Raw genomic sequence first — 19,923 nt, 5'->3', positions numbered from 1 at the left:
TTCGCTCCATGCGCCCCAGCATCCTCAATCCTCTGTTTGCGCCGGTCACGACCCTGTCGGGGGTCGGACCGAAGCAGGACAAGCTGCTGCGCTACCTGCTCGGCTGCACCGAGACGCCGCGGCTGGTCGACCTGCTGCTGCATCTGCCGGCCAGCGTGATCGACCGCCGCAACCGGCCGAAGGTCCGCGACGTCGAGGTCGGAACCGTGGTGACGCTCGAAGTCACGGTCGACCGCCACCGTCCCTCGCGCAACGCGCGCGCGCCATACCTCGTTTACGCCAGCGACGAGACCGGTGACGTCGTGCTGACGTTCTTCCGGCCCAAGGGCGACTACATCGAGAAGATGCTTCCGGTCGGCGCCAAGCGCTACGTCTCCGGCACCGTGCAGATGTATGACGGCGTGCCGCAGATCGTGCATCCCGACCGCATCCTGGACGAGGCCGGCTTCGCCAAGCTCTCGGGCATCGATCCGGTCTATCCGCTGACCGAAGGCTTGGCGCTCGGCTCGCTGCGGCGGGCGATCGCTGTGGCGCTGACCAAGCTGCCTGAGCTGCCGGAATGGATCAGTCCGGAGGTGCTCCGACGCTGCAACTTCCCCTCGCTGAAGGAGGCGCTGACGCGGGTGCACGTCCCGCAGGAGCTGACCGACATCCTGCCGGAGAACCCGTTCTGGTCGCGGCTGGCCTTCGATGAGCTGCTCGCCGGCCAATTGGCACTGGCCCTGGTGCGGGCGCAACTGCGCCGGCCCGCGGGCAACCGTCATGCCGGCGACGGCCGCCTGCGCCGCAAGATCATCGACGCCCTGCCCTATGCGCTCACGAACTCGCAAGGTCAGGCGATCGCGGCGATCGCAGTGGACCTCGAAAAGCCGGTGCGCATGCTGCGGCTGCTGCAGGGCGACGTCGGCTCCGGCAAGACGGTGGTAGCGCTGCTGGCGGCGGCCGCCGTGGCCGAGGCCGGCAAGCAGGCCGCGCTGATGGCGCCGACCGAGATTCTGGCGCGCCAGCATGCCAAGACCATCGCGCCGCTCGCCGCGCGCGCCGGCATGAACGTGGTCATCCTGACCGGACGCGAGAAGGGCAAGGAACGCCGCGACATCCTCGCCCGGCTCGAAGCCGGTGAGATCGACATCCTCATCGGCACCCACGCGCTGATCCAGGACGACGTGGTCTTCAAGTCGCTGGCGCTCGCCATCGTCGACGAGCAGCATCGCTTCGGAGTGCGCGAGCGGCTGGCGCTGACCTCGAAGGGCGAGGCCGTCGACGTGCTGGTGCTGTCGGCGACGCCGATCCCGCGCACCCTGGTGCTGACCTATTTCGGCGACATGGACATTTCCGAGCTGCGCGAGAAGCCAGCCGGCCGGCAGCCGATCGACACCCGCGCGGTGGCCGACACCAGACTCGGCGAGGTCGTCGACGCCGTCGGCCGCGCGCTCGATGCCGGCAAGCTGGTCTACTGGATCTGCCCGCTGGTCGAGGAATCCGAGGCCGAGGGCATCGATCATCTCACCAACGCGACCGACCGCTACGAGAGCCTGCGCGAGCGCTTCGGCGACAAGGTCGGCCTCGTCCACGGCAAGATGAAGGGCAGCGAGAAGGACGAGGTCATGGGGCGGTTCGCGGCCCATGAGCTGCGCCTGCTGGTTGCGACCACCGTGGTCGAGGTCGGCGTCGACGTGCCGGCCGCCAGCATCATGGTGATCGAGAACGCCGAGCGCTTCGGCCTGGCGCAGTTGCACCAGCTGCGCGGCCGGATCGGCCGCGGCTCGGAAGCCTCGACCTGCATCCTGCTCTATCACGAACCGCTCGGGCCGATGTCGAAGGCCCGCCTCGCCGTGATCCGAGAGACCACAGACGGGTTTCGCATCGCCGAGGAGGATCTCAAGCTGCGTGGCGAAGGCGACGTGCTCGGCATCCGCCAGAGCGGCCTGCCCGGCTACCGCATCGCGCGGCCCGAGGTGCATGCCCAACTGATCACCCAGGCCCGCGACGAGGCGCTGCGGATACTCAAGGAAGACCCGAAGCTGAAGGGCCCGCGCAGCGATGCGCTGCGCTGCCTGCTGTATCTCTACGAACGCGACGAGGCGATCCCGCTGCTGACGGCGGGTTGATCAGCAGAAGGTGCATCAACAAACTCCCCTGTCGTCCCGGCCCTGAGCCGGGACCCTTAACCCCAGGGATCAGTTTGAGGCAGGGTGGCGATTGGCTTTTTCGCACCTCACAACCGCCGCGGAGTATGGGTCCGGGTCTGCGCCACGATGGGCTATCGCGCGTCGTGGCTCGCACGGGACGACGAGCTGAAATCGTCTACTTCGTTTTGCAACTCTCGGCGAACGCCACCAGCTGCGCCGCGTCGGTGCCCTCGCCCTGCACGTCCGCCGCAATGTGCTCGAACAACCGCGCAAAGCCCTCGTAGATCAGGGCAGCCGGATGATCCGGCCCCAGGAAGCCCGCGATCTCGCGCATTTCGGCGACCCAGCGATAGGCCTTCGGCAGCATGTCCGGCAGTGCGTTGGCGAGACGGGCCTGGACGTGCGGCAGGCTCAGCGCCAGCTCGTCGCGCAGCGCGTCGGCGGCGCCGGCGCGGGTGGCGGCCAGCACCATCGCGGCGCCGAGCCCCGTCAGTCCCTTGTTGATGCCGGCATAGGACATCTTCAGCGCCGAAGCCGCGCCGATCGGCCCTTCGATCCGGCGCAGATCGAGCCCGAGTACGCCCAACGCGGCGACATCGGCTGCCGCCTCGCCGCTCACATAGAAGGCCGGTCCCTTCGTGCCGGGCTTCGGCGGCAGGCCGATGATGGCGGCGTCGACCAGGCGCGCGCCCGACGACAGCACGATGTCCTCGATGGTCCGGATGGTCTCGACGTTGACGGCGTTGCAGTCGACGATGATGGGCTTCTTCGAATTCCGGTTGATGACCGTCGCGAGCTGCTCCGCCAGCGCCACAGCCTCGCCCGGCGGCACGATCGACAGGATGATGTCGGCATTGGCGATCTCGGCGTCGCTGGCGCCGACCATGCCGGATGCGGCCGCCCTCGCCCGCGTCGCCGCGCTGCGTTCCTCGAGCGACGTCAGAACCTTGCAGCCGTGCTCCACGAGACGGGCGGCGATGGCGCTGCCCATGGCGCCGGGCGCGATGACGGCAATGCTGGGAGGCATGATGACGCTCCGATTCCAACGATGGTCTCGAAGACTATGCGCACCCCATGACAAAATTGAAGGCACGAAAACGAAGGGCAGCCCTTCCGGGCTGCCCTCGCCTTGGCCGCAACGTCAACGCTCCCCTCAGAGCCCCCGAGAACGCTGACCGCCGCGGCAGACCTCAGAACGCGATCTTCAATCCCCCGCTGCCGAAGAAATCGTCGCCACCCGTGCGTCCGATGGTGCGCGACACGTTCACCGTCAGCGCCACATTGCTCCAGAACGGCGCCACGACGCCGGCGCTCACCCGGCCGTAGACGTTGTGCGAGGTGCCGTTCGGAACCGTCCAGTTGTTGACGATGACGGGCGCCGAGGTCGCGCTGTACTGAATCAGGCGGCCGTTGCCGATGATGTCGTCATCGAGCGTCAGGTTCAGGTACGGATTGATGACGTTGCCCTGCACCTGGAACGGGGTGCGCAGCTGCACGCCGACGCTGCCGATCAGGGTCTCGGCGGTCTGCGAGCCGACCGCGAGCGTGAGCGCAGGATCGCCGGTCTCAGTGAAGCCGTCGACACGGGCGCGAGCATAGGTCAGCCCGCCGATCGGGCCGAGCTTCGCCGTGCCTGCATCGAACAGGTAACCGGCTTTGCCGGCCGCGACGAAGGTGGTGCCGCCGGGGTTGGAGGTGATGGTGTCGACCACGCCCGGCCGCGTGTTGCGATAGTCCTGATGGCCGATCGTCGCCAGGCCCTCGGCAAACAGGCTGCTGCTGGCCCAGGCCCCGTAGAGGCCGAACTGATAGGAGTTAGCATCCGTGGTGCCGGCGCTGTTGAACAGCCTCGCCTTTGGATTGGAATAGTCGAAGGCGGTACCGATCATGGTGTTCGCCGACAGCCGGTACTCGACGCCAATGGTGCCGCCGATGCTGTCGAGATTGAAGCCGTTCGAGGCGGCGCTGCCCTGGCGGTCGCTGACGCCACCATTGCCCTGCATGTAGAACGACCATGGACTGACCGGCGCGAGCGGCGGCGCCTTGGTGTAGGGCGGGCGGCCCATTGCCCCATAGGCGTTCATCGTCGACGGAGCAAAGCCCGCGGTCTCGCGGAACATGTCGAGCTTGCCGAACAGGGTCGAGGCGAAGCCCATCGCGGTGATCGACCCCACCTCGCCTTGCGGCGCGAAGGTCAGCGGCGCGTTGAGGCGGTTGACGATGTACTGCCCCAGCACCTCGAAGCCGTGTGACGTCAGGTGCACGCCATCGACGTAGAACAGATACTGGTTCTGCAGCGCAGGATTGCCGATGCAGGCGATCGGACAGGCGCCGACATTGGTGAAGCCATAGCGCGACGGATTGGCCTGGATCAGCGTGCCGATCAGTCCGGTGTCGACGTACTCGACACGCACGCCCGAACGCGCGACGCCAGCGAGCGACTGCTGCATCAGGCTGTTATAGGTCGTGCTGTAGGCCTTGCCGGCCGGGGCATTGGCGTTGCCAACGGCCTCCGGCAAGGTGCTGACATCGCCGGCCGTGAACACGATACTGCGCGCGCCGTCCCCGACCAGCGCGTTGATGCCGGCCATGGCCTGCTGGGCCGTGACGGCCGCGGCCGTCGGCGCGCCAGCGAGCGAGCCGCCGGCGCGGTAATAGGCCCGCGCATCGTTGCCGCCGACCGAGATCTCGACCAGGTCTGTCGACGAGATCCTGCTGGAGAAGCCCGTCAGTCCGCTCCATTCCTGGAAGAAGCCGGGAATGCCCGGCGCCACCACGTTGGTATCGCCCGCCATGGCGCCGCCGATCGCGTAGTTGAGCTGGGGAATGCCGAGCAGCGCCGAGGTCGTGTCGACGAAATTCGTGCCGCCGCTGAAGCGACCGGTGGGATAGAGCGGCAGCTTGCCGGCGCCGCCGGTGAAGGTCCAGAGATTGCCCGTGTCGGCGTAGCTGTCGCCAAAAGCCTGAATGCGCGTATAGGTGGTCTGGGCTGCTGCCGGCGCGGTCAGTTGCAGGGACGCCGCAGACAGCGCGACCGCGCACAACAATGTCGTCCTACTCACAGGCATCCTACGCGCCTCCCCAACGCCCTACTTTTGTTTGCCCGATGTTTCCATGGTGACCATTCGAAACACCACCGCCCATTGGTTGTAGGAACGATGACATCCGTGGCTGTGCTTTCCCCGCATCATCATGCAGTGCAAAGCGCCGCGATGCGCACGTTCGCCCGCTGGGCGGACCGGACCGCCACCGACCATGCTCACGAAGGCTGCTGACAGAATCTGGCAGAGGGCTCGGCTAGTCGTGTGGCTGAAGCGCCGCAGCCGGCGCCGCCACCGGAGAGATGACGATGCCCGACTTCAATTTCCTGATCCTCTATGTCGACAATCCGCCGAGGAGCGCGGCCTTCTATGCGGATCTGCTCGGCCGGCCCGCGATCGAACAATCGCCGACGTTTGCCATGCTGCCGCTGCGCGAGGGCGTCATGCTGGGCTTGTGGTCGCGGCACACGGTCGAGCCGCCAGCGACGGGCGCCGCAGGCTTCGGCGAGGTCGCGTTCGCGGTCGGCGATGCCGGCGAGGTCCAGCGGCTGCACGACGACTGGAAGGCGCGCGGACTTTCGATCGCGCAGGCGCCGACACGGATGGATTTCGGAACCACGTTCGTCGCGCTCGATCCGGACGGGCATCGCCTGCGCGTGTTCGTTCCGCAGGATGCGGCCTAGCTCTTCCGCAGTGGCTGGCCTTTCGCGCCAGTCGGCCTTTCAGCCTAGTCCGCCTTGGCCGGCTCGGGCTCGCGGTGCGGCGCTGGCTGCGCGGGTGCGTTGGCGAGGCGCGCGGCGTTGGCCATGTTGGCCAGCGCCGCGACTTTTTTCTGCTGGTCCGATCCCGGCTGCACCACGCCGCAGGACATGATCAGCGTCGCCGCGTCCTCGGCGCTCATGTCGACCTCGATGATCTTGCTCCGCGGCAGATAGAAGAAGAAGCCGGTGGTGGGGTTCGGTGCGCACGGCAAGAACACCGAGATCTGCTCGTCGTCACCGGGCAGCCGGCTCGAAATCTCCGCGCTCGGCGGCTGCGAGATCAGGACGATCGACCACATGCCGGGCGAGGGAAACTCGACCAGGCCGACACGGCGCAGGCTCGAGCCCTTGCCCGAGAACAGCGTCTCGAACACCTGCTTGAGGCCGCGATAGATCGCCCGCACCGCCGGGATGCGGCCGAGCAGCCGCTCGCCGAGGTCGACCAGGGTGCGGCCGATCAGGTTGGCCGTCAGGAAGCCGAGCAGCGTCAGCCCGATCACGGCTACGATCAGGCCGGAGCCGGGCACGCCGAACGGCAGATAGGTCTCCGGACGATAGACCAGCGGCACGAACGGCCGGACCAGCCCGTCCACCCAGGTCACGAACCACCAGGTGATGTAGAGCGTGATGGCGACGGGACCGGCGACGACGAGGCCGGTCAGGAAATAGTTGCGAAACCGGAACATCAGCCCATGATGGGGCGTCTCGGCCGGAGCATCGGCCAAGGGATCGGTCTCAGGCGGCAGGTCGTCGCGGGAACTCATGCGAACTTCCGGGTCGGATCAAATCTCACCTAGGGGTCTTAGCAGATTTTTGAAGGGCGAAGGCCCTCTTTCCGACACATGCGCGCTTTGCCGCTGACCTGTGGCCCGGCAGCCGGGCACCAAGTCAACGCGCAAGGCGTCGATTTCAATCCCTGCTGCGGCGAGGAGCCACTCAAAAGGGCAAACGCGCTGCCCTAGGCGCTACGCAGCGGCAGGGCCAGGCCGACCGCCACGAAGATGCCGCCGCAGACCTGGTTGAAGCGCCGCCCGACCCGGGCGAGCCATGGACGAACCTGGGCCGCCGCGCTGGCAATGGCGCATTCGGTGACAAACTCGGTCACCGTATAGGTGACGGCCACGACGGCGAACTGCACCGCCAGGCTGCGATCGGGGTCGATGAACTGTGGCAGCAGGGCGCTGAAGAACAGCAGGCATTTCGGGTTGGTCGCCGCGGTCAGGAAGCCCTGGCGGAACAGCACGTGCGAGCGGGCCGCCACGATCTGGCCGGCCAGATCGACGCCCACCGGCGGCGCGAACCATAGCTTGATCCCGAGCCAGGCGAGATAGAGTCCGCCAACCCACTTCAGGACCACAAGCCAGGTGATCGACGATTGCACCAGCGCACCGATGCCGAACATGCACAGCGCGATGACGAGGATGAAGCCGATCAGGCCGCCCGCGATCGTGAATAATGTCCTGCGGCCGCCATGCAGCGCCCCGTGGGTCAAGGCGAGCAGACCGTTCGGCCCGGGCGTCAGGGAGATGCCCACCGACGTGACGAAGAACAGCAGCCAGGTGTTGAGGGCCATCGGGATCCCTATCCGGAAGCGGACCGGCCGATCCGCTGCCGGGGTCGTCGCGACATGCTGATGTCGGATTGTGGATCCGATGACAAGCGCGTCGTCGGTAAAATCAGGGCTGCGCCAAATCCGGCAATTACCTCCGGGCCATGCCCCGGCTCGTCCCGCCTGCGCGGCCGAAGCCGCTTCGGCGCGGCGACGGCCCCGTCCTCCACGTCGTGCTCAGCGCGCCGGAGAACCTGGATGGCCGGGACAAGCCCGGCCATGACGATGTGACGAGAGCGAGGCATGAGCCCACAAGGTGCTGGCTCCAGCAGCGAAGCATCCCAGGCGACGTCGCCGCCTACTCCACCGTGACCGACTTGGCGAGATTGCGCGGCTGGTCGACGTCCGTCCCCATCACCACGGCGGTGTGATAGGCCAGGAGCTGGACCGGGATGGCGTAGACGATCGGCGTGAACGTCGCGGCCATGTCCGGCATGATGATCGTGACCAGCGAGTCCACGGTCGCCTCCTCGGCGCCCTTGGCATCGGTCATCAGGATGATCTTGCCGCCGCGCGCGGCGACCTCCTGCATGTTCGACACCGTCTTCTCGAACACGCGATCATAGGGCGCAATGACGACGACCGGCATGGTCTCGTCGATCAGCGCGATCGGGCCATGCTTGAGCTCACCGGCGGCATAGCCCTCGGCATGGATGTAGGAGATCTCCTTCAGCTTCAGCGCGCCTTCCAGCGCCAGCGGATAGGAGGTGCCGCGGCCGAGATACAGCACGTCCTTCGACTTGGCGATCTCGCGCGCGAGCTTCTCGATCTGCGGCTCGACCGTCAGCGCCGCCGCAATCAGCCGCGGCACCTCGACGAGGCCGTGCACCAGCTTGGCCTCGTCGGCCTCAGAGAGCTCGCCGCGGCCGCGGCCGGCGGCAATCGCCAGCGCCGCCAGCACCATCAGCTGGCAGGTGAAGGCCTTGGTCGAGGCGACGCCGATCTCGGGGCCCGCAAGCGTCGGCATCACGATCTCGCTCTCGCGCGCGATCGTCGAGGTCGGCACGTTGACGACGGAGAGCGTATGCACGCCTTGCGACTTGGCGTAGCGCAGCGCCGCCAGGGTGTCGGCGGTCTCGCCGGATTGCGAGATGAAGATGGCGAGATCGCCCTGGCGGAGCGGCGCCTCGCGGTAGCGGAACTCCGAGGCGACGTCGAGCTCGACCGGCACCCGCGCGAAGCGCTCGAACCAGTATTTGGCGACGAAGCCGGCGTAGCTTGCGGTGCCGCAGGCGGTGATCGAGATGCGCTGGATATCTTTGAAGTCGAACGGCAGCCGCGCCGGCAGCATCACGCGCTCGGTGCCCATGTCGACGTAGCGTGCCAAGGTGTGGCCGACGACCTCCGGCTGCTCGTGGATTTCCTTGGCCATGAAATGGCGATAGTTGGCCTTGTCGACCAGGAACGACGACGCGCCGGATTTCAGCACCTCGCGCTTCACCACCGCGCCCGTTGCATCGTGGATGATGCCGGCGTCGCGGGTGATCTCGACCCAGTCGCCGTCATCGAGATAGCTGATCGTATCGGTGAACGGCGCCAGCGCGATCGCGTCCGAGCCCAGGAACATCTCGCCGTCGCCATAGCCCATCGCCAGCGGCGAGCCCTTGCGGGCGCCGATCAGGAGATTGCCGTGGCCCTTGAACAGGAACGCCAGCGCGAACGCGCCCTTCAACTGCGGCAGCGACGCAGCCACGGCCTGTTGCGGGGTGTGGCCCTTCAGCAGATAGGAATTGACCAGATGGACGACGGTCTCGGTGTCGGTCTCGGATGCGAATTTGGCGCCCTGCTTTTCGAGCTCGGCCCGTAGTTCGCGAAAATTCTCGATGATGCCGTTATGCACCACGGCAACGTTGTCAGTCGCATGCGGATGCGCGTTGCTCTCGGTCGGTTTGCCGTGGGTGGCCCAGCGGGTGTGACCGATGCCGGCGTGTCCCTTCAGCGGCTGCTGCCCGAGCCGCTTCTCGAGGTTCTTCAGCTTGCCCTCGGCGCGCCGCCGGTCCAGATGATCGCCCTCGAGCGTGGCGACGCCCGCGGAATCGTAGCCGCGATATTCGAGACGTTTCAGGGAATCGACGAGATGCTCGGCAACCGGCCCGCGTCCCAGGATCCCGATGATTCCGCACATCAGCGCCAGTCCCCAAATCGTCGAGAGAGATTCAAAAGCGTGGCATTGTCTTAACGAAAACGGCGCGCTTTCAGGATTCAATAATTATTGCGGATTGCGACAGGGTTAAGTGGGAGCCCTAACCGAGGGCCTGCAGGCAACTCCGGTTCGATGCGGAGGTCCAGTTCGGAGCGCACTTAACGCCAGGTCAACGCTTTTGCGCAGAGACTGTCGCGTCGGAGAGGACGCCATGACCTATAGCCGCCGCCCAACTGATCCCAAGGGCACCAGCCCGCTGAGCCTGTCGCATCCGACGTCCGGGAGCCATCTGGCGCACTGGCCGCCGCCGACCTTGAGCAACGAGCTCAAGCCGATGCCTATCAAGCACCGTACCAACGAGCCGGTCAAGCACGCCACCCGCCGCGGCTGGCGTTTGACACGTGCGATGTTCGCCGAGTTCCAGGACGACGAAAGCTGATGTTTCAGCTCACTTCTTGTGGCGTTGCTTGGCATTCCGAAAGCGCGCCGCGGCGCCTTCGCGCGTCGTCTGAGGACTGCGCTCCAGCGCCAGCGCATCGTCGGGCACGTCGCGCGTGATCACCGAGCCTGAGCCGATATAGGCGCGGGCGCCGATGTTGATCGGCGCCACCAGCGAGGTGTTGGTGCCGATGAAGGCGCCCTCGCCGATGTTCGTCTTGTGCTTGTTGAAGCCGTCATAGTTGCAGGTGATGGTGCCGGCACCGATGTTGGAATTGGCGCCGACATGGGCGTCGCCGATATAGGACAGGTGATTGACCTTCACGCCCGCCTCCAGCACTGCGGCCTTGGCCTCGACGAAATTGCCGATCTTGGCGCCGTCGCCGAGCGACGTACCGGGCCGCAGCCGCGCGAACGGCCCGAGCAGGCTGTTGCGGCCGAGCTTGGATTGCACGATGTGCGAGAACGAATGCACCACGGCGCCGTCGCCGATCGACACGCCGGGGCCGATCACGACGAACGGCTCGATAGTCACGTCCTTGCCGAACGTCGTATCCGCGGCGAGATAGACGGTCTCCGGCGCGATCAGCGTCACGCCCGCATCCATCGCCGCGCGGCGCAACCGGGTCTGCATCACGGCCTCGGCCTCGGCGAGCTGCGCCTTGGTGTTGATGCCGCGCACTTCGTCTTCAGACGTCTCGATCACGACCGCGTCGAGCCCCTGCTCGCGCGCGATCGCCACCGCGTCAACGAGATAATACTCGCCCTTGCTGTTGGCGTTGCCGATCCGGTCGAGGATCGCGAGCGCGCGACGACCGTCCATCGCCATCACGCCGGCGTTGCACAGCGTGATCGCCCGCTCCGCTTCGCTCGCATCGGCCTGTTCGCGGATCGCGACCAGCTTCGATCCGTCGAGCAGCAGGCGTCCGTAGCCGGTCGGATCGGCGGCGCGAAAGCCGAGCACGGCGAGCGCTGCGCCCTGCGCCAGCGCCGCCCGCAGCCGCGCGAACGTCTCGGCCGTGATCAGCGGCGTGTCGCCGAATGCGACCAGCAGATCGTCTGCGCCGCGCGCGATCGCCTGCCGCGCCGCCAGCACCGCATGCGCCGTCCCCAGCCGGTCGCGCTGGACGAAGATATCCGCATCCGGGCGCAGGCGCCTGGCTTCCTTCTCGACCGCGTCGTGCCCCGGCCCCACCACCACCGCGATGCTGGCGCCATCCCCGTGCGGCGCCGCCGCCAGGACGTGCGCGAGCAGTGATTCGCCGGCGATGGGATGCAACACCTTGGGCACGCTCGTGCGCATCCGGGTGCCCTCGCCTGCCGCAAGCACGATGGTCAGACTGGATCGAGCGGTCATGAAACACCTGGGATGAAGGGAGCGCATAGGTCGCGCTGTCATAATGCGTTTTCTGCGCGGGGCAAGCCGCACCGGCTCAAGCCCCTGGTGGTTTTCCTGTTAATGTTCGCTTCGTGATTCGATTAAGGCAGGTTCATGGCTAGGGACTCCCGCAAATCCGCCGGCACGAATGGAGCTGAGAAGACGGGCGCGACTCTGTCCGGACTGTTTGCTGACGAGAACGAGTTCGATCGCCGCGCGCTGTGGCGGCTCGGCTGGTGGGGGGCTGGCGCCGTCGGCGCCGTCGGCCTGGCCGTTTTCACCAATCAGGCCGCACAGGGATGGCGGCAGGACCGTGTTTCCGCGGCCGATCTGTCGCGCCAGGCGCAACTGCTGCAGTCGCTGGCCCGTGAGACCCAGGGCGAGGCGCGCCAGCTCGGCGCGGCCATCGAGACGCTCAACACCGATCGCGACCGGCTGTACGCGCGCGTGACGGTGCTCGAGCAGGGATTGGACTCGGTGACCGGCGCGCTGGCCAAGCAGAGCGCCCAGGCGACCGCGAATCCCGCCCCCGGCAGCAAGGCGCCCCCCGCGCCACAGATCGCTGCCGTCGAGTCCCAGGCCCCGGTGGCGGCCCCGTCGGGTTCCCCGCCACCCGGCCCCTTGCCCGCATACGCGAACGCGTCGCCGTTCATGCCGGTTCCCAACGGGGCGGCCGGAACCAGTCCGGCTCAGCCGAGTACCCCGCCGGCTGCCGCGAGCGCCGACAAGACGAAACAGGAGCAGGCCAAGCCGATGTCGGCCGGGCTATCGGGGGCTTCGTCATCGCCCGTCTCTTCCGCCCCGTCGCCGACACCGTCAGCCTCGTCCGCATCGCCGGCTGCGACCGGATCCAAGCCGCCGGGTGGTGCCTCGGACCCGGCCGGCAAGCCGGCCGAGACCGACAGGCTCGCAAAAGCCGAACCCGCAGAGGCCGCCGGCGCCAAGGGCAGCGACAGCACCGACGCCGCGGTCACGGCGGTCCAGAAGACCGAATTCGCCGTCGATCTCGGCGGAGCCAACTCGCTCGGCGGCCTGCGGGCGCTGTGGCGGGATCTCGTGAAGACCCATGCCGATCTCGCCCTGCTCAGGCCGATCATCATCCTGAAGGAAGGCCGGGGCGGTCCAGGTATGCAACTGCGGCTCGGCGCCGGCCCATTGGGCGACGCGGCGACGGCGGCGAAGATCTGCGCGGTCCTCGCCGAGAGCCAGCGCGCTTGCGAGACCACCGTCTATGACGGCCAGCGCCTCGCGGTCCGCGAGGAGCCGGAGGCGGCCAAGCCGGCCGCGCCCGCGGCTGCCGCCCAGAAGCCGGTGCAGCGCCGGCGCACGTATCAGCCACAGGCCCAGCAGCAGCGTCACGGCAAGCGCGAGGAGCCGCCGGCCGCGGCCGCGCCGGCACCGCCGCCGGCAGAGGCGCCCAAGCCCGAACAGCCGTCGGCGCTGTCGTCGTTCTTCCGCCGCTCCTGAGGCTCGAATCGACGTGCGGCCAAAGCCGGTTGGGACGGATTGTGAAAGCAGTCCGCGAACCGGCTTTGCGGCTTGTCCGCACGTCCTTTCCGCAGCATAGTCCCGCGCATGAAAAAGACCCCGTTCCGCCTCTCGCCCTATCAGGTGCAATGGCTCCTGATCATAGGCTTCGTCACCGTCGGCTATGCCCTCTATCTGCGCTATCTGGCGATCGAGCTGTCGAGCGTCGCGCTCGCCTGCGACGCCGGCCTGCAGACGCTGGCCTGCAAGAGCCGGGCGGTTGCGACCACGCTGTTCAAGAATTCGGTGTTCGGCGCCACGGCGCTGGTGATCGCAGTGCTGCACGTGATGCGGCCGTCGATCGTGCTGCTGACCGGCGGGCTGATCGCCGCTGGCCTCGGCATCGTGCTCTACAACATCGTGCTGTCGGGGCTGGCGATCGGCCTGCTCATCCTCGGCTTTGCGCGGCCCGCGCCCGCCACAGCGTAAACGCCAGCAGCAGATACATCGCGCAGGTCCACATCGCCTGCCAGTTGTCGCGGCCCTCGTTGTAGATCACGTAGACCGAGGAGATCGCGAGCAGGCCGGCGAAGCTGGCCTCGGCGATCGGCCGGGGACCCTGCGCCGGACGATTGCCGAGCAGCATCGCGAACGGCACCACCGCCATGGTCAGGCTGGCGAACGGGAAATCGCGGTAGCGCGGGTCGAACACGAAGCCGAGCGCCGTCTCGGCCGCAATCAGCACCGTCACGACGAGGACCAGGCCCAGCAGGTAGGTGATCTTCAACTGCTTGCGGCCGTCATTCGGTCCGAGCAGGTCGAGGAAGGTCGGCAACGGCCGCCCGGCCATCGTCGCATTGGCGCTGAGGATCGGCGCCAGGACGCCGGCCGCGAGCAGCGCCCCCCAATGCAGCCAGCCGCCGGCACCGAGACTCTCATAGAACATCTTGTCCGCGGCCATGCCGAACAGCCCGCCCGCCGTCGTCGCGGAGATCCCGACCCCGACCCAGGCCGAGAGGTGCGGCGGCCAGGGCCGGCGCCGCACCGTCAGCCAGCCGGCCAGGAACACCACGAAAGACAGGATCATGCCGCCGCCCATCTGCAGCTTCCACAGCGGATAGTTGCTGACCGGCTCGCCCGGCGGATATTTCAGCGCCCGCGTATCGTCGCTGATCAGGCCCCAATAGCCGCCGACCGTGCCTTCGAGCTTGCGCTTCCACGGCTGGTCATAGGCCTCGATCAGGTTGACGCGGAAGTTCTCGCGCTTGGCGAGGCTGAGGATCTCGGACACCACGCGGGCCTGGTTGGCCCGCGACGGCAGCGCGCCCTCGCGCATGCGCCCCTCGCTCGGCCAGCCGGTCTCGCCGATCAGGATCTCCTTCCCCGGAAAGGCGACGCCGACCTGCTGGCGGATGGCGTCGACATGGGAGGCGGCGAATTTCGCGCGCACCGGGATGTCCTCCCAATACGGCAGGATATGAACCGTGACGAAGTCGACGATGTCGTAGAGCTCGCGGTTGCGCAGCCAGAACTCCCAGACGTCGGCATAGGTGACGGGAATCGTGACCTGCGCCTTGACGCTGCGGATGGTCGCGGCCAGATCGGCTGATGTCATCTCGCCGCGCAGCAGCACCTCGTTGCCGACCACCACGGCCGTGATCACCTTCGGGTAGCGCTTGATCAGGTCGACCGCGATGCCAATCTGCTGCTGGTTCTTCAGCTTGTTGGAGCCGAGCCAGATGCCCTGGATCACCTTGATGCCGACGCGGGCGGCGATTCCCGGCACCTGGTCGAGACCGTTCTCGATCGAATAGGTGCGCACGCATTCGGAGATCTTGGCGAGCTGCACCAGATCCTGCTCGATCTGCTCGGCGTCGATATGGGTGGTCGGATCCAGCGGGCTCTGCTGGCCGCGGAACGGCGCATAGGACACGCACTGCAGCTTCGAAGCTGGTTCGATCGGCGCGCGCGCGAGCATGATCGGCTGGGCCAGCCACCACCACGCGGCGGCGATGACACCCAAGGATATGAGCAGAAGCGCCAGCGGCGTAGGAAGGGATTTCAGTTCCGTGTCTCCAGGCAGGGTGGTGTCGATTACCCGGTCGGCGGCGATCTGCCAAGTAGGCGATCGGGCCCTCCGGCGCTCCCGGCGTACCCGCTCCACATCGCCCTTTTACGATGACGCGAGAAAGTTGGTACGTTGCTGGACAAAATCCGAGATTCCGGTCATTGGGAATCCCGGTTGGCCCCGGCCGTCGCAACGTCGCAACCCAGATTGGGCCCCTGCGCAAGCGCCCGTTAGGAACGCTCTGCGACAGTCGGAATCAATCTCCCGCCGCAATCGGGGCTGATTTGATCGGCATCAACACTGCGTCCGTCAGGGGACGGCACGAAGGCAACAATCGGGGAATTTATGGGTCGACGCGTGCTCCACTCCAAGTTTTCGGTTTCGCGCCTGTCGGCGGCTCTGGGCCTCGTGCTCCTCATCGGCGCGCCCGGCGCGCTCGCCCAGAGCGGCAGCGACCATCCCCAGGACCAAAAGCCGCAGGCGGCCAATCCGGCCGACGTGTCGAAGGAGAACCAGCGCAAGGCCGACGAATTCACCGAAGCGTCCCAGGCGCTCAGTGGCGGCCCGGCCGGCAATCCCGAATGCGTCTGGCTCGGCCGCCGCGTCGTCCAGTTGATGTACAACGACGACCTCGATACCGCCTTCCGCCACCTCGATCTCTACGACCGGTTCGGTTGCCCCGGCGGCCACGTTCAGGCCGCTTTCCGCTGCCTGACGCGTTTCATCCCGCAGATCGATCCGAAGGTGCCGAACTCGCTGAACAACCACGTCCACGGCTGCTGGATCAATCCGGACGCCAAGCCGCAGGTGGCTGCGGCGCCTGCGCCAGGCCCGGCCTCGACCCCGGCCGCGCAGGCTTCGCCAGCACCGACGCAGCAGCCCGCTCCCCAGGCCTCGCCCTCGCCCGCGCAGCCTCCGGCGAAGTGACCGGCGCCTGAAGGCGGGCAGGACGCACGATCCCGACGACGAGGCGCCATGCGCGGCTGCGGCATGACAGCGCTCCGATCACGTGGCAGGATACGGCCGAGATACGATCGAGGTCGTCGACGCGCGCCTGAGCCTCGCCCCGGTTCAGGCACCGTTCAGCAGGATTGGGCTCTGTTGGGATGACATATGATGTCGCGGCCTTCGGCTGTGACGGCGTGAGAATGATCGCCTTCGCCGCTCGTCGTCGGACGTCGCCCGCGAACGTGATCCCGGTAGCATCGGATACCCGAGATGGAACGGCGATCGACCGCTCCGCTTCACCGCTGACTTGATCCTAGGAATGGTTGCCCCTCCAATGCGTGCCGTTGTCGCCGTCCTGCTCCTCGTCACCGCTGTGCACGCCGCCCTCTGGGGACTGCTGCAGGACAAACAGGAGGCCCCCAGTTTCACCGGCCTGCTGCAGAGCGTCTCCTACGATCCGCATGAAGGAACCGGGGCTCCCGGCGCCAACACCGTGGCCTCGCCGGAACGCATCCGCGCCGACATGAAGAAGCTCGCCACGATGACGCGGGCCATCCGGCTCTACTCGTCTACCGGCGGCCTCGAGATCGTGCCGCCGCTGGCGGCGGAGGCGGGGCTGAAGGTGATGCTCGGCGCCTGGATCGACAAGGATCCGGACCGCAACGAGCGCGAGATCCAGTCGGCCATCACCCTCGCCCGCCGCAACAGCAACGTCATCGGCATCGTGGTCGGCAACGAGACCATCCTCACGGCGACCCAGAAGGTCGATGAGCTGATCGAGAAGATCAAGCGCGTGAAGAAGTCGGTCAACGTGCCCGTCACCACCGGCGACGTCTGGAACACCTGGCGCGACAACCCCGAGCTCGCGGCCAATGTCGACTTCATCGCCGCGCACGTCCTGCCCTATTGGGAATTCTTCACCGACGACCAGGCCGTCGATCAGGCGGTGGATCGCTATCAGCTCCTGAAGAAGCAGTTCCCCGGCAAGCGCATCATGATCGCCGAGTTCGGCTGGCCGAGCCAGGGCTACAGCCGCAGCGGCGACGGCCGCGGCCCCGCCGTGCCGGGCCCGCTCCGGCAGGCGAAGGTGTTGCGCAATTTTCTGGCCCAGGCCGCCTCGATCGGTATGGAATACAACATCGTCGAGGCGATCGATCAGCCCTGGAAATATTTCGAAGGCGGCGTCGGCCCGTACTGGGGCGTCCTCAACGCCGCGCGCGAGGCGAAATTCGCCTGGACCGGCCCGATCGTGAATCCCGACTATTGGCAGCTCGCAACCATCGCGCTGCTGGTCGGCGTGCTCTTGTCGCTGCCGATCGTGCGGCTGCGCCAGCCGACCGTGCTGCAGGCCATGATGCTCGCCATCACGGCACATGGCGTCGGTGCCTGGGTCTCCAACGTCTTCGCCTATTGGAACGTGCACTATTTCGTCTGGGGCTCGACCTTCGCGCTGACGCTGGGCCTGATCCTCCTGGTTCCCCTGATCCTCATCGCGATGGCCCGCATCGAGGAGATCGCCGCGATCGCCTTCGGCCGCGAGCCGCGGCGCCTCTTGACCCGCGACAAGGCCGCGCGTGACCGCGCCGCCGCGCCGGACTACTGCCCCAAGGTGTCGATCCACGTGCCGGCCTATTTCGAGCCGGTCGACATGATGAAGCAGACGCTCGATGCGCTGGCCCGCCTCGACTACCCGAACTACGAGGTCGTCTGCATCATCAATAACACGCCCGACCCGGCGTTCTGGCAGCCGATCCAGGATCACTGCCGCATGCTCGGCGAGCGCTTCAAGTTCATCAACGCCGAGAAGGTCAAGGGCTTCAAGGCCGGCGCGCTGCGCATCGCGATGGAGCGCACCGCTGTCGATGCCGAGATCATCGGCATCATCGACGCCGACTATGTCGTGACGCCGGACTGGCTCTCCGACCTCGTGCCGGCCTTCGCCGACCCCGCCGTCGGCCTGGTGCAGGCGCCGCAGGAGCATCGCGACGAGCACCTGTCGCTGATGCACTACATCATGAACGGCGAGTACGCCGGCTTCTTCGACATCGGCATGGTTCAGCGCAACGAGGAGAACGCGATCATCGTGCACGGCACGATGTGCCTGATCCGGCGCGCGGCGATGGACATGGCCGGCGGCTGGTCGAGCGACACGATCTGCGAGGACACCGATCTCGGCCTCGCGATCCAGGAGCTCGGCTGGCAGACCCACTACACCAACACCCGCTACGGCCAGGGCCTCCTGCCCGACACCTACGAGGCGTTCAAGAAGCAGCGCCATCGCTGGGCCTATGGCGGCTTCCAGATCGTCAAGAAGCACTGGCGCCGCTTCCTGCCCGGCCACAGCCGGCTGACCTCGGACCAGAAGCGCGAGTTCTCGCTCGGCTGGCTCAACTGGCTCGGCGCCGAGAGCCTCGGCGTCGTGGTGGCGATCCTCAACCTGATCTGGACGCCGATCGTTGCCTTCGCCGGCATCGCCATTCCCGACAAGATCCTGACCATCCCGATCCTCGCCGCCTTCGTGGTCTCGCTCGCCCACTTCCTGATTCTCTACCGGCTGCGGGTGGCGGTGAAGCCGTGGCAGATGCTGGGCGCGATGGTCGCGGCGATGAGCGTGCAGTGGACGGTCAGCCGCGCCGTGGCGCAGGGCCTGATCACCGAGCACCTGGCGTTCGCCCGCACGTCCAAGGGCGGCCTGTCGCGGATGTCGATCGAGTTCCAGGCGTTCTGGGAGGCCGTGATCGGCGCCCTGCTCCTGATCGGCGCCACGATTCTGATCGTGACCAACACGCTTGCCATCACCGAGCTCTACATCTTCGCCGCCGTCCTGATCCTGGAGAGCCTGCCGTTCCTCTCAGCGGTCGCCATCGCGCTGCTGGAGATGTCCCGCATCAACTCCTTCGAGTTCTGGCGCCACGCCACCGTCCGCACCGCCGAGCTGATCGGCCTGCGCCCGGTCTGGGTGCCCGAGCTGGCCGGGCCCGGAATGCAACCGGCGCCGCTGAGCGCGGCGGCAACGAAGGCGGCGGAGAAGGCGTAGCGCCGAGCGAGGCCTGCGGAAGCCTGCGCCGCGTAGCCCGAATGAGCGGACGCCTGGGCCCGAGGGGGCGCAGGCGGCAGCGACACCCGGGGTCATTGCGACGGCCCGTGAGCCCCCGCAGGTCGCCTCCGCTGCCGCGCTCTCGAGCGCCGACGGCGGCTCATGATGGCGGCTCATGGCGGGCTACGGCACCGTCATCGCCGCGCCCGAAACGATCGTCGATCTCCCGTGGTTTCCCCCGCCCGCCCTATTGACCGGAACGGACCCACCCCCTACACAGCGCCCACGACAGCATGCGGCCCAAGGTCGGGTTTTTTTGCCGCCCCGATCTCATGCCGCAGTGAACCACGGCCACGCCTAGAGCGTTCCGATGGGGACCTGCCGACGATCCGGACCGTGACGGCCCTGCCGTCGCACCGCTTCTTGGAAGCGAGCGCGTAGCTCAGCCGGTAGAGCACGTGACTTTTAATCATGGGGTCCCGGGTTCGAGTCCCGGCGCGCTCACCAAGATCCCGAACGATCGAATAGTCAGCCTGGCAGACGCCTCCCTTGGCCACGTCGGAACATCGGTAAGACGATGCGTGGCCTCGATCGCCCGTAAGCGGCGGGCTGGATGGGTCTCGATCGCAAACTCGATTTCATATTCGATGAGTCGAACGCCCTCGATCCTCACGCGGCTTTGGATCCTCAGTCATTTCCTTGGCTACGATGCTCGTGCGAACCTGGCGGGACGTCTCCATGATCTCTTCCACCAAGGCGATGTCACGAAGAAGCTGCCCGATCACCGCGCGTCCGCTCTCGCGCGTCAGCTCGATCATGTCGGCACCTCCACGTCTGCCGGAATTGCAGTCTGCGCAAGCAGGGTGCTAAGGTCGACAACCAAAGGTATCGCAAGTCATTT

General features: G+C 67.0%; 15 protein-coding genes and 1 tRNA gene. 8 read left to right on the top strand and 8 right to left on the bottom strand.

Translation table 11 applies throughout. The annotated features are described in order from the left end of the window. The first annotated feature begins 8 nt into the window (after positions 1 to 8). Positions 9 to 2,111 (top strand): ATP-dependent DNA helicase RecG, encoded by a 2,103-nt coding sequence (gene recG, locus ACQR0W_RS12730; protein ID WP_316170510.1) that lies wholly within the window; start codon positions 9 to 11, stop codon positions 2,109 to 2,111. A 196-nt stretch (positions 2,112 to 2,307) separates the two neighbouring features. Here recG and ACQR0W_RS12725 read toward each other — a convergent pair whose 3' ends face one another. Both ACQR0W_RS12725 and ACQR0W_RS12720 read right to left on the bottom strand, forming a co-directional pair. Continuing rightward, on the bottom strand, positions 2,308 to 3,159 hold the full coding sequence (locus ACQR0W_RS12725) for an NAD(P)-dependent oxidoreductase (RefSeq protein WP_316170509.1): 852 nt from the start codon (positions 3,157 to 3,159) through the stop codon (positions 2,308 to 2,310). 163 nt (positions 3,160 to 3,322) lie between these two features. Beyond that, positions 3,323 to 5,200: an autotransporter domain-containing protein gene (locus ACQR0W_RS12720; RefSeq protein WP_316170508.1), complete on the bottom strand. Its 1,878-nt coding sequence runs from the start codon at positions 5,198 to 5,200 to the stop codon at positions 3,323 to 3,325. A gap of 281 nt (positions 5,201 to 5,481) precedes the next feature. Between ACQR0W_RS12720 and ACQR0W_RS12715 the strand changes: the two genes are divergently transcribed. After that, entirely contained in the window at positions 5,482 to 5,856 is a 375-nt protein-coding gene (locus ACQR0W_RS12715; protein WP_316170507.1) for a VOC family protein, read from the top strand. A gap of 44 nt (positions 5,857 to 5,900) precedes the next feature. Here ACQR0W_RS12715 and ACQR0W_RS12710 read toward each other — a convergent pair whose 3' ends face one another. The 3 genes from ACQR0W_RS12710 to glmS form a co-directional block, all read right to left on the bottom strand. Further along, complete coding sequence (locus ACQR0W_RS12710) at positions 5,901 to 6,698, bottom strand: DUF502 domain-containing protein (RefSeq protein WP_316170506.1); 798 nt, start codon at positions 6,696 to 6,698, stop codon at positions 5,901 to 5,903. 194 nt (positions 6,699 to 6,892) lie between these two features. Continuing rightward, entirely contained in the window at positions 6,893 to 7,507 is a 615-nt protein-coding gene (locus tag ACQR0W_RS12705) for a LysE family translocator (protein ID WP_315751608.1), read from the bottom strand. Positions 7,508 to 7,841: 334 nt separating this feature from the next. Beyond that, positions 7,842 to 9,668: a glutamine--fructose-6-phosphate transaminase (isomerizing) gene (glmS, locus tag ACQR0W_RS12700; protein WP_316170505.1), complete on the bottom strand. Its 1,827-nt coding sequence runs from the start codon at positions 9,666 to 9,668 to the stop codon at positions 7,842 to 7,844. A 229-nt stretch (positions 9,669 to 9,897) separates the two neighbouring features. Here glmS and ACQR0W_RS12695 point away from each other — a divergent pair, with 229 nt between their 5' ends. Continuing rightward, a complete protein-coding gene (locus ACQR0W_RS12695; RefSeq protein ID WP_315712023.1) occupies positions 9,898 to 10,125 on the top strand; it encodes a hypothetical protein in 228 nt (75 codons plus the stop codon). 9 nt (positions 10,126 to 10,134) lie between these two features. Here the strand turns inward: ACQR0W_RS12695 and glmU are convergent, their stop codons facing one another. Then, complete coding sequence (gene glmU / locus ACQR0W_RS12690) at positions 10,135 to 11,481, bottom strand: bifunctional UDP-N-acetylglucosamine diphosphorylase/glucosamine-1-phosphate N-acetyltransferase GlmU (RefSeq protein WP_316170504.1); 1,347 nt, start codon at positions 11,479 to 11,481, stop codon at positions 10,135 to 10,137. Between the two features lie 135 nt (positions 11,482 to 11,616). On the opposite strand from glmU, the gene ACQR0W_RS12685 reads away from it, so the two are divergent. Together ACQR0W_RS12685 and ACQR0W_RS12680 are read left to right on the top strand one after the other, a co-directional pair. Further along, positions 11,617 to 12,969, top strand: coding sequence for a hypothetical protein (locus tag ACQR0W_RS12685; protein ID WP_316170503.1), 1,353 nt, complete (start codon positions 11,617 to 11,619; stop codon positions 12,967 to 12,969). Between the two features lie 108 nt (positions 12,970 to 13,077). Continuing rightward, positions 13,078 to 13,458, top strand: coding sequence for a hypothetical protein (locus ACQR0W_RS12680; RefSeq protein WP_284416120.1), 381 nt, complete (start codon positions 13,078 to 13,080; stop codon positions 13,456 to 13,458). Here ACQR0W_RS12680 and ACQR0W_RS12675 read toward each other — a convergent pair. Then, entirely contained in the window at positions 13,418 to 14,947 is a 1,530-nt protein-coding gene (locus tag ACQR0W_RS12675) for a beta-(1-6) glucans synthase (protein ID WP_316170528.1), read from the bottom strand. The genes ACQR0W_RS12680 and ACQR0W_RS12675 overlap by 41 nt on opposite strands. A 435-nt stretch (positions 14,948 to 15,382) precedes the next feature. Here ACQR0W_RS12675 and ACQR0W_RS12670 point away from each other — a divergent pair, with 435 nt between their 5' ends. The 3 genes from ACQR0W_RS12670 (at position 15,383) to ACQR0W_RS12660 (ending at position 19,529) form a co-directional block, all read left to right on the top strand. Continuing rightward, a complete protein-coding gene (locus ACQR0W_RS12670) occupies positions 15,383 to 15,964 on the top strand; it encodes a beta-1-3, beta-1-6-glucan biosynthesis protein (protein WP_315712028.1) in 582 nt (193 codons plus the stop codon). Between the two features lie 355 nt (positions 15,965 to 16,319). After that, positions 16,320 to 19,022 carry a glycosyltransferase gene (locus ACQR0W_RS12665; RefSeq protein WP_316170502.1) on the top strand — a complete coding sequence of 901 codons (2,703 nt, stop codon included), beginning with the start codon at positions 16,320 to 16,322 and terminating at the stop codon, positions 19,020 to 19,022. Positions 19,023 to 19,453: 431 nt separating this feature from the next. Next, positions 19,454 to 19,529, top strand: a tRNA-Lys gene (locus ACQR0W_RS12660). 131 nt (positions 19,530 to 19,660) lie between these two features. Here the strand turns inward: ACQR0W_RS12660 and ACQR0W_RS12655 are convergent. Continuing rightward, positions 19,661 to 19,840: a hypothetical protein gene (locus ACQR0W_RS12655; RefSeq protein WP_315826925.1), complete on the bottom strand. Its 180-nt coding sequence runs from the start codon at positions 19,838 to 19,840 to the stop codon at positions 19,661 to 19,663. Positions 19,841 to 19,923: the final 83 nt, after the last annotated feature.

Source organism: Bradyrhizobium sp. HKCCYLRH1034, assembly GCF_051168375.1.
Classification (GTDB): Bacteria; Pseudomonadota; Alphaproteobacteria; order Rhizobiales; family Xanthobacteraceae; genus Bradyrhizobium.
The sequence above is the reverse complement of the archived record's forward strand: the minus strand, read 5'-3'. Positions and strand labels throughout refer to the sequence as shown.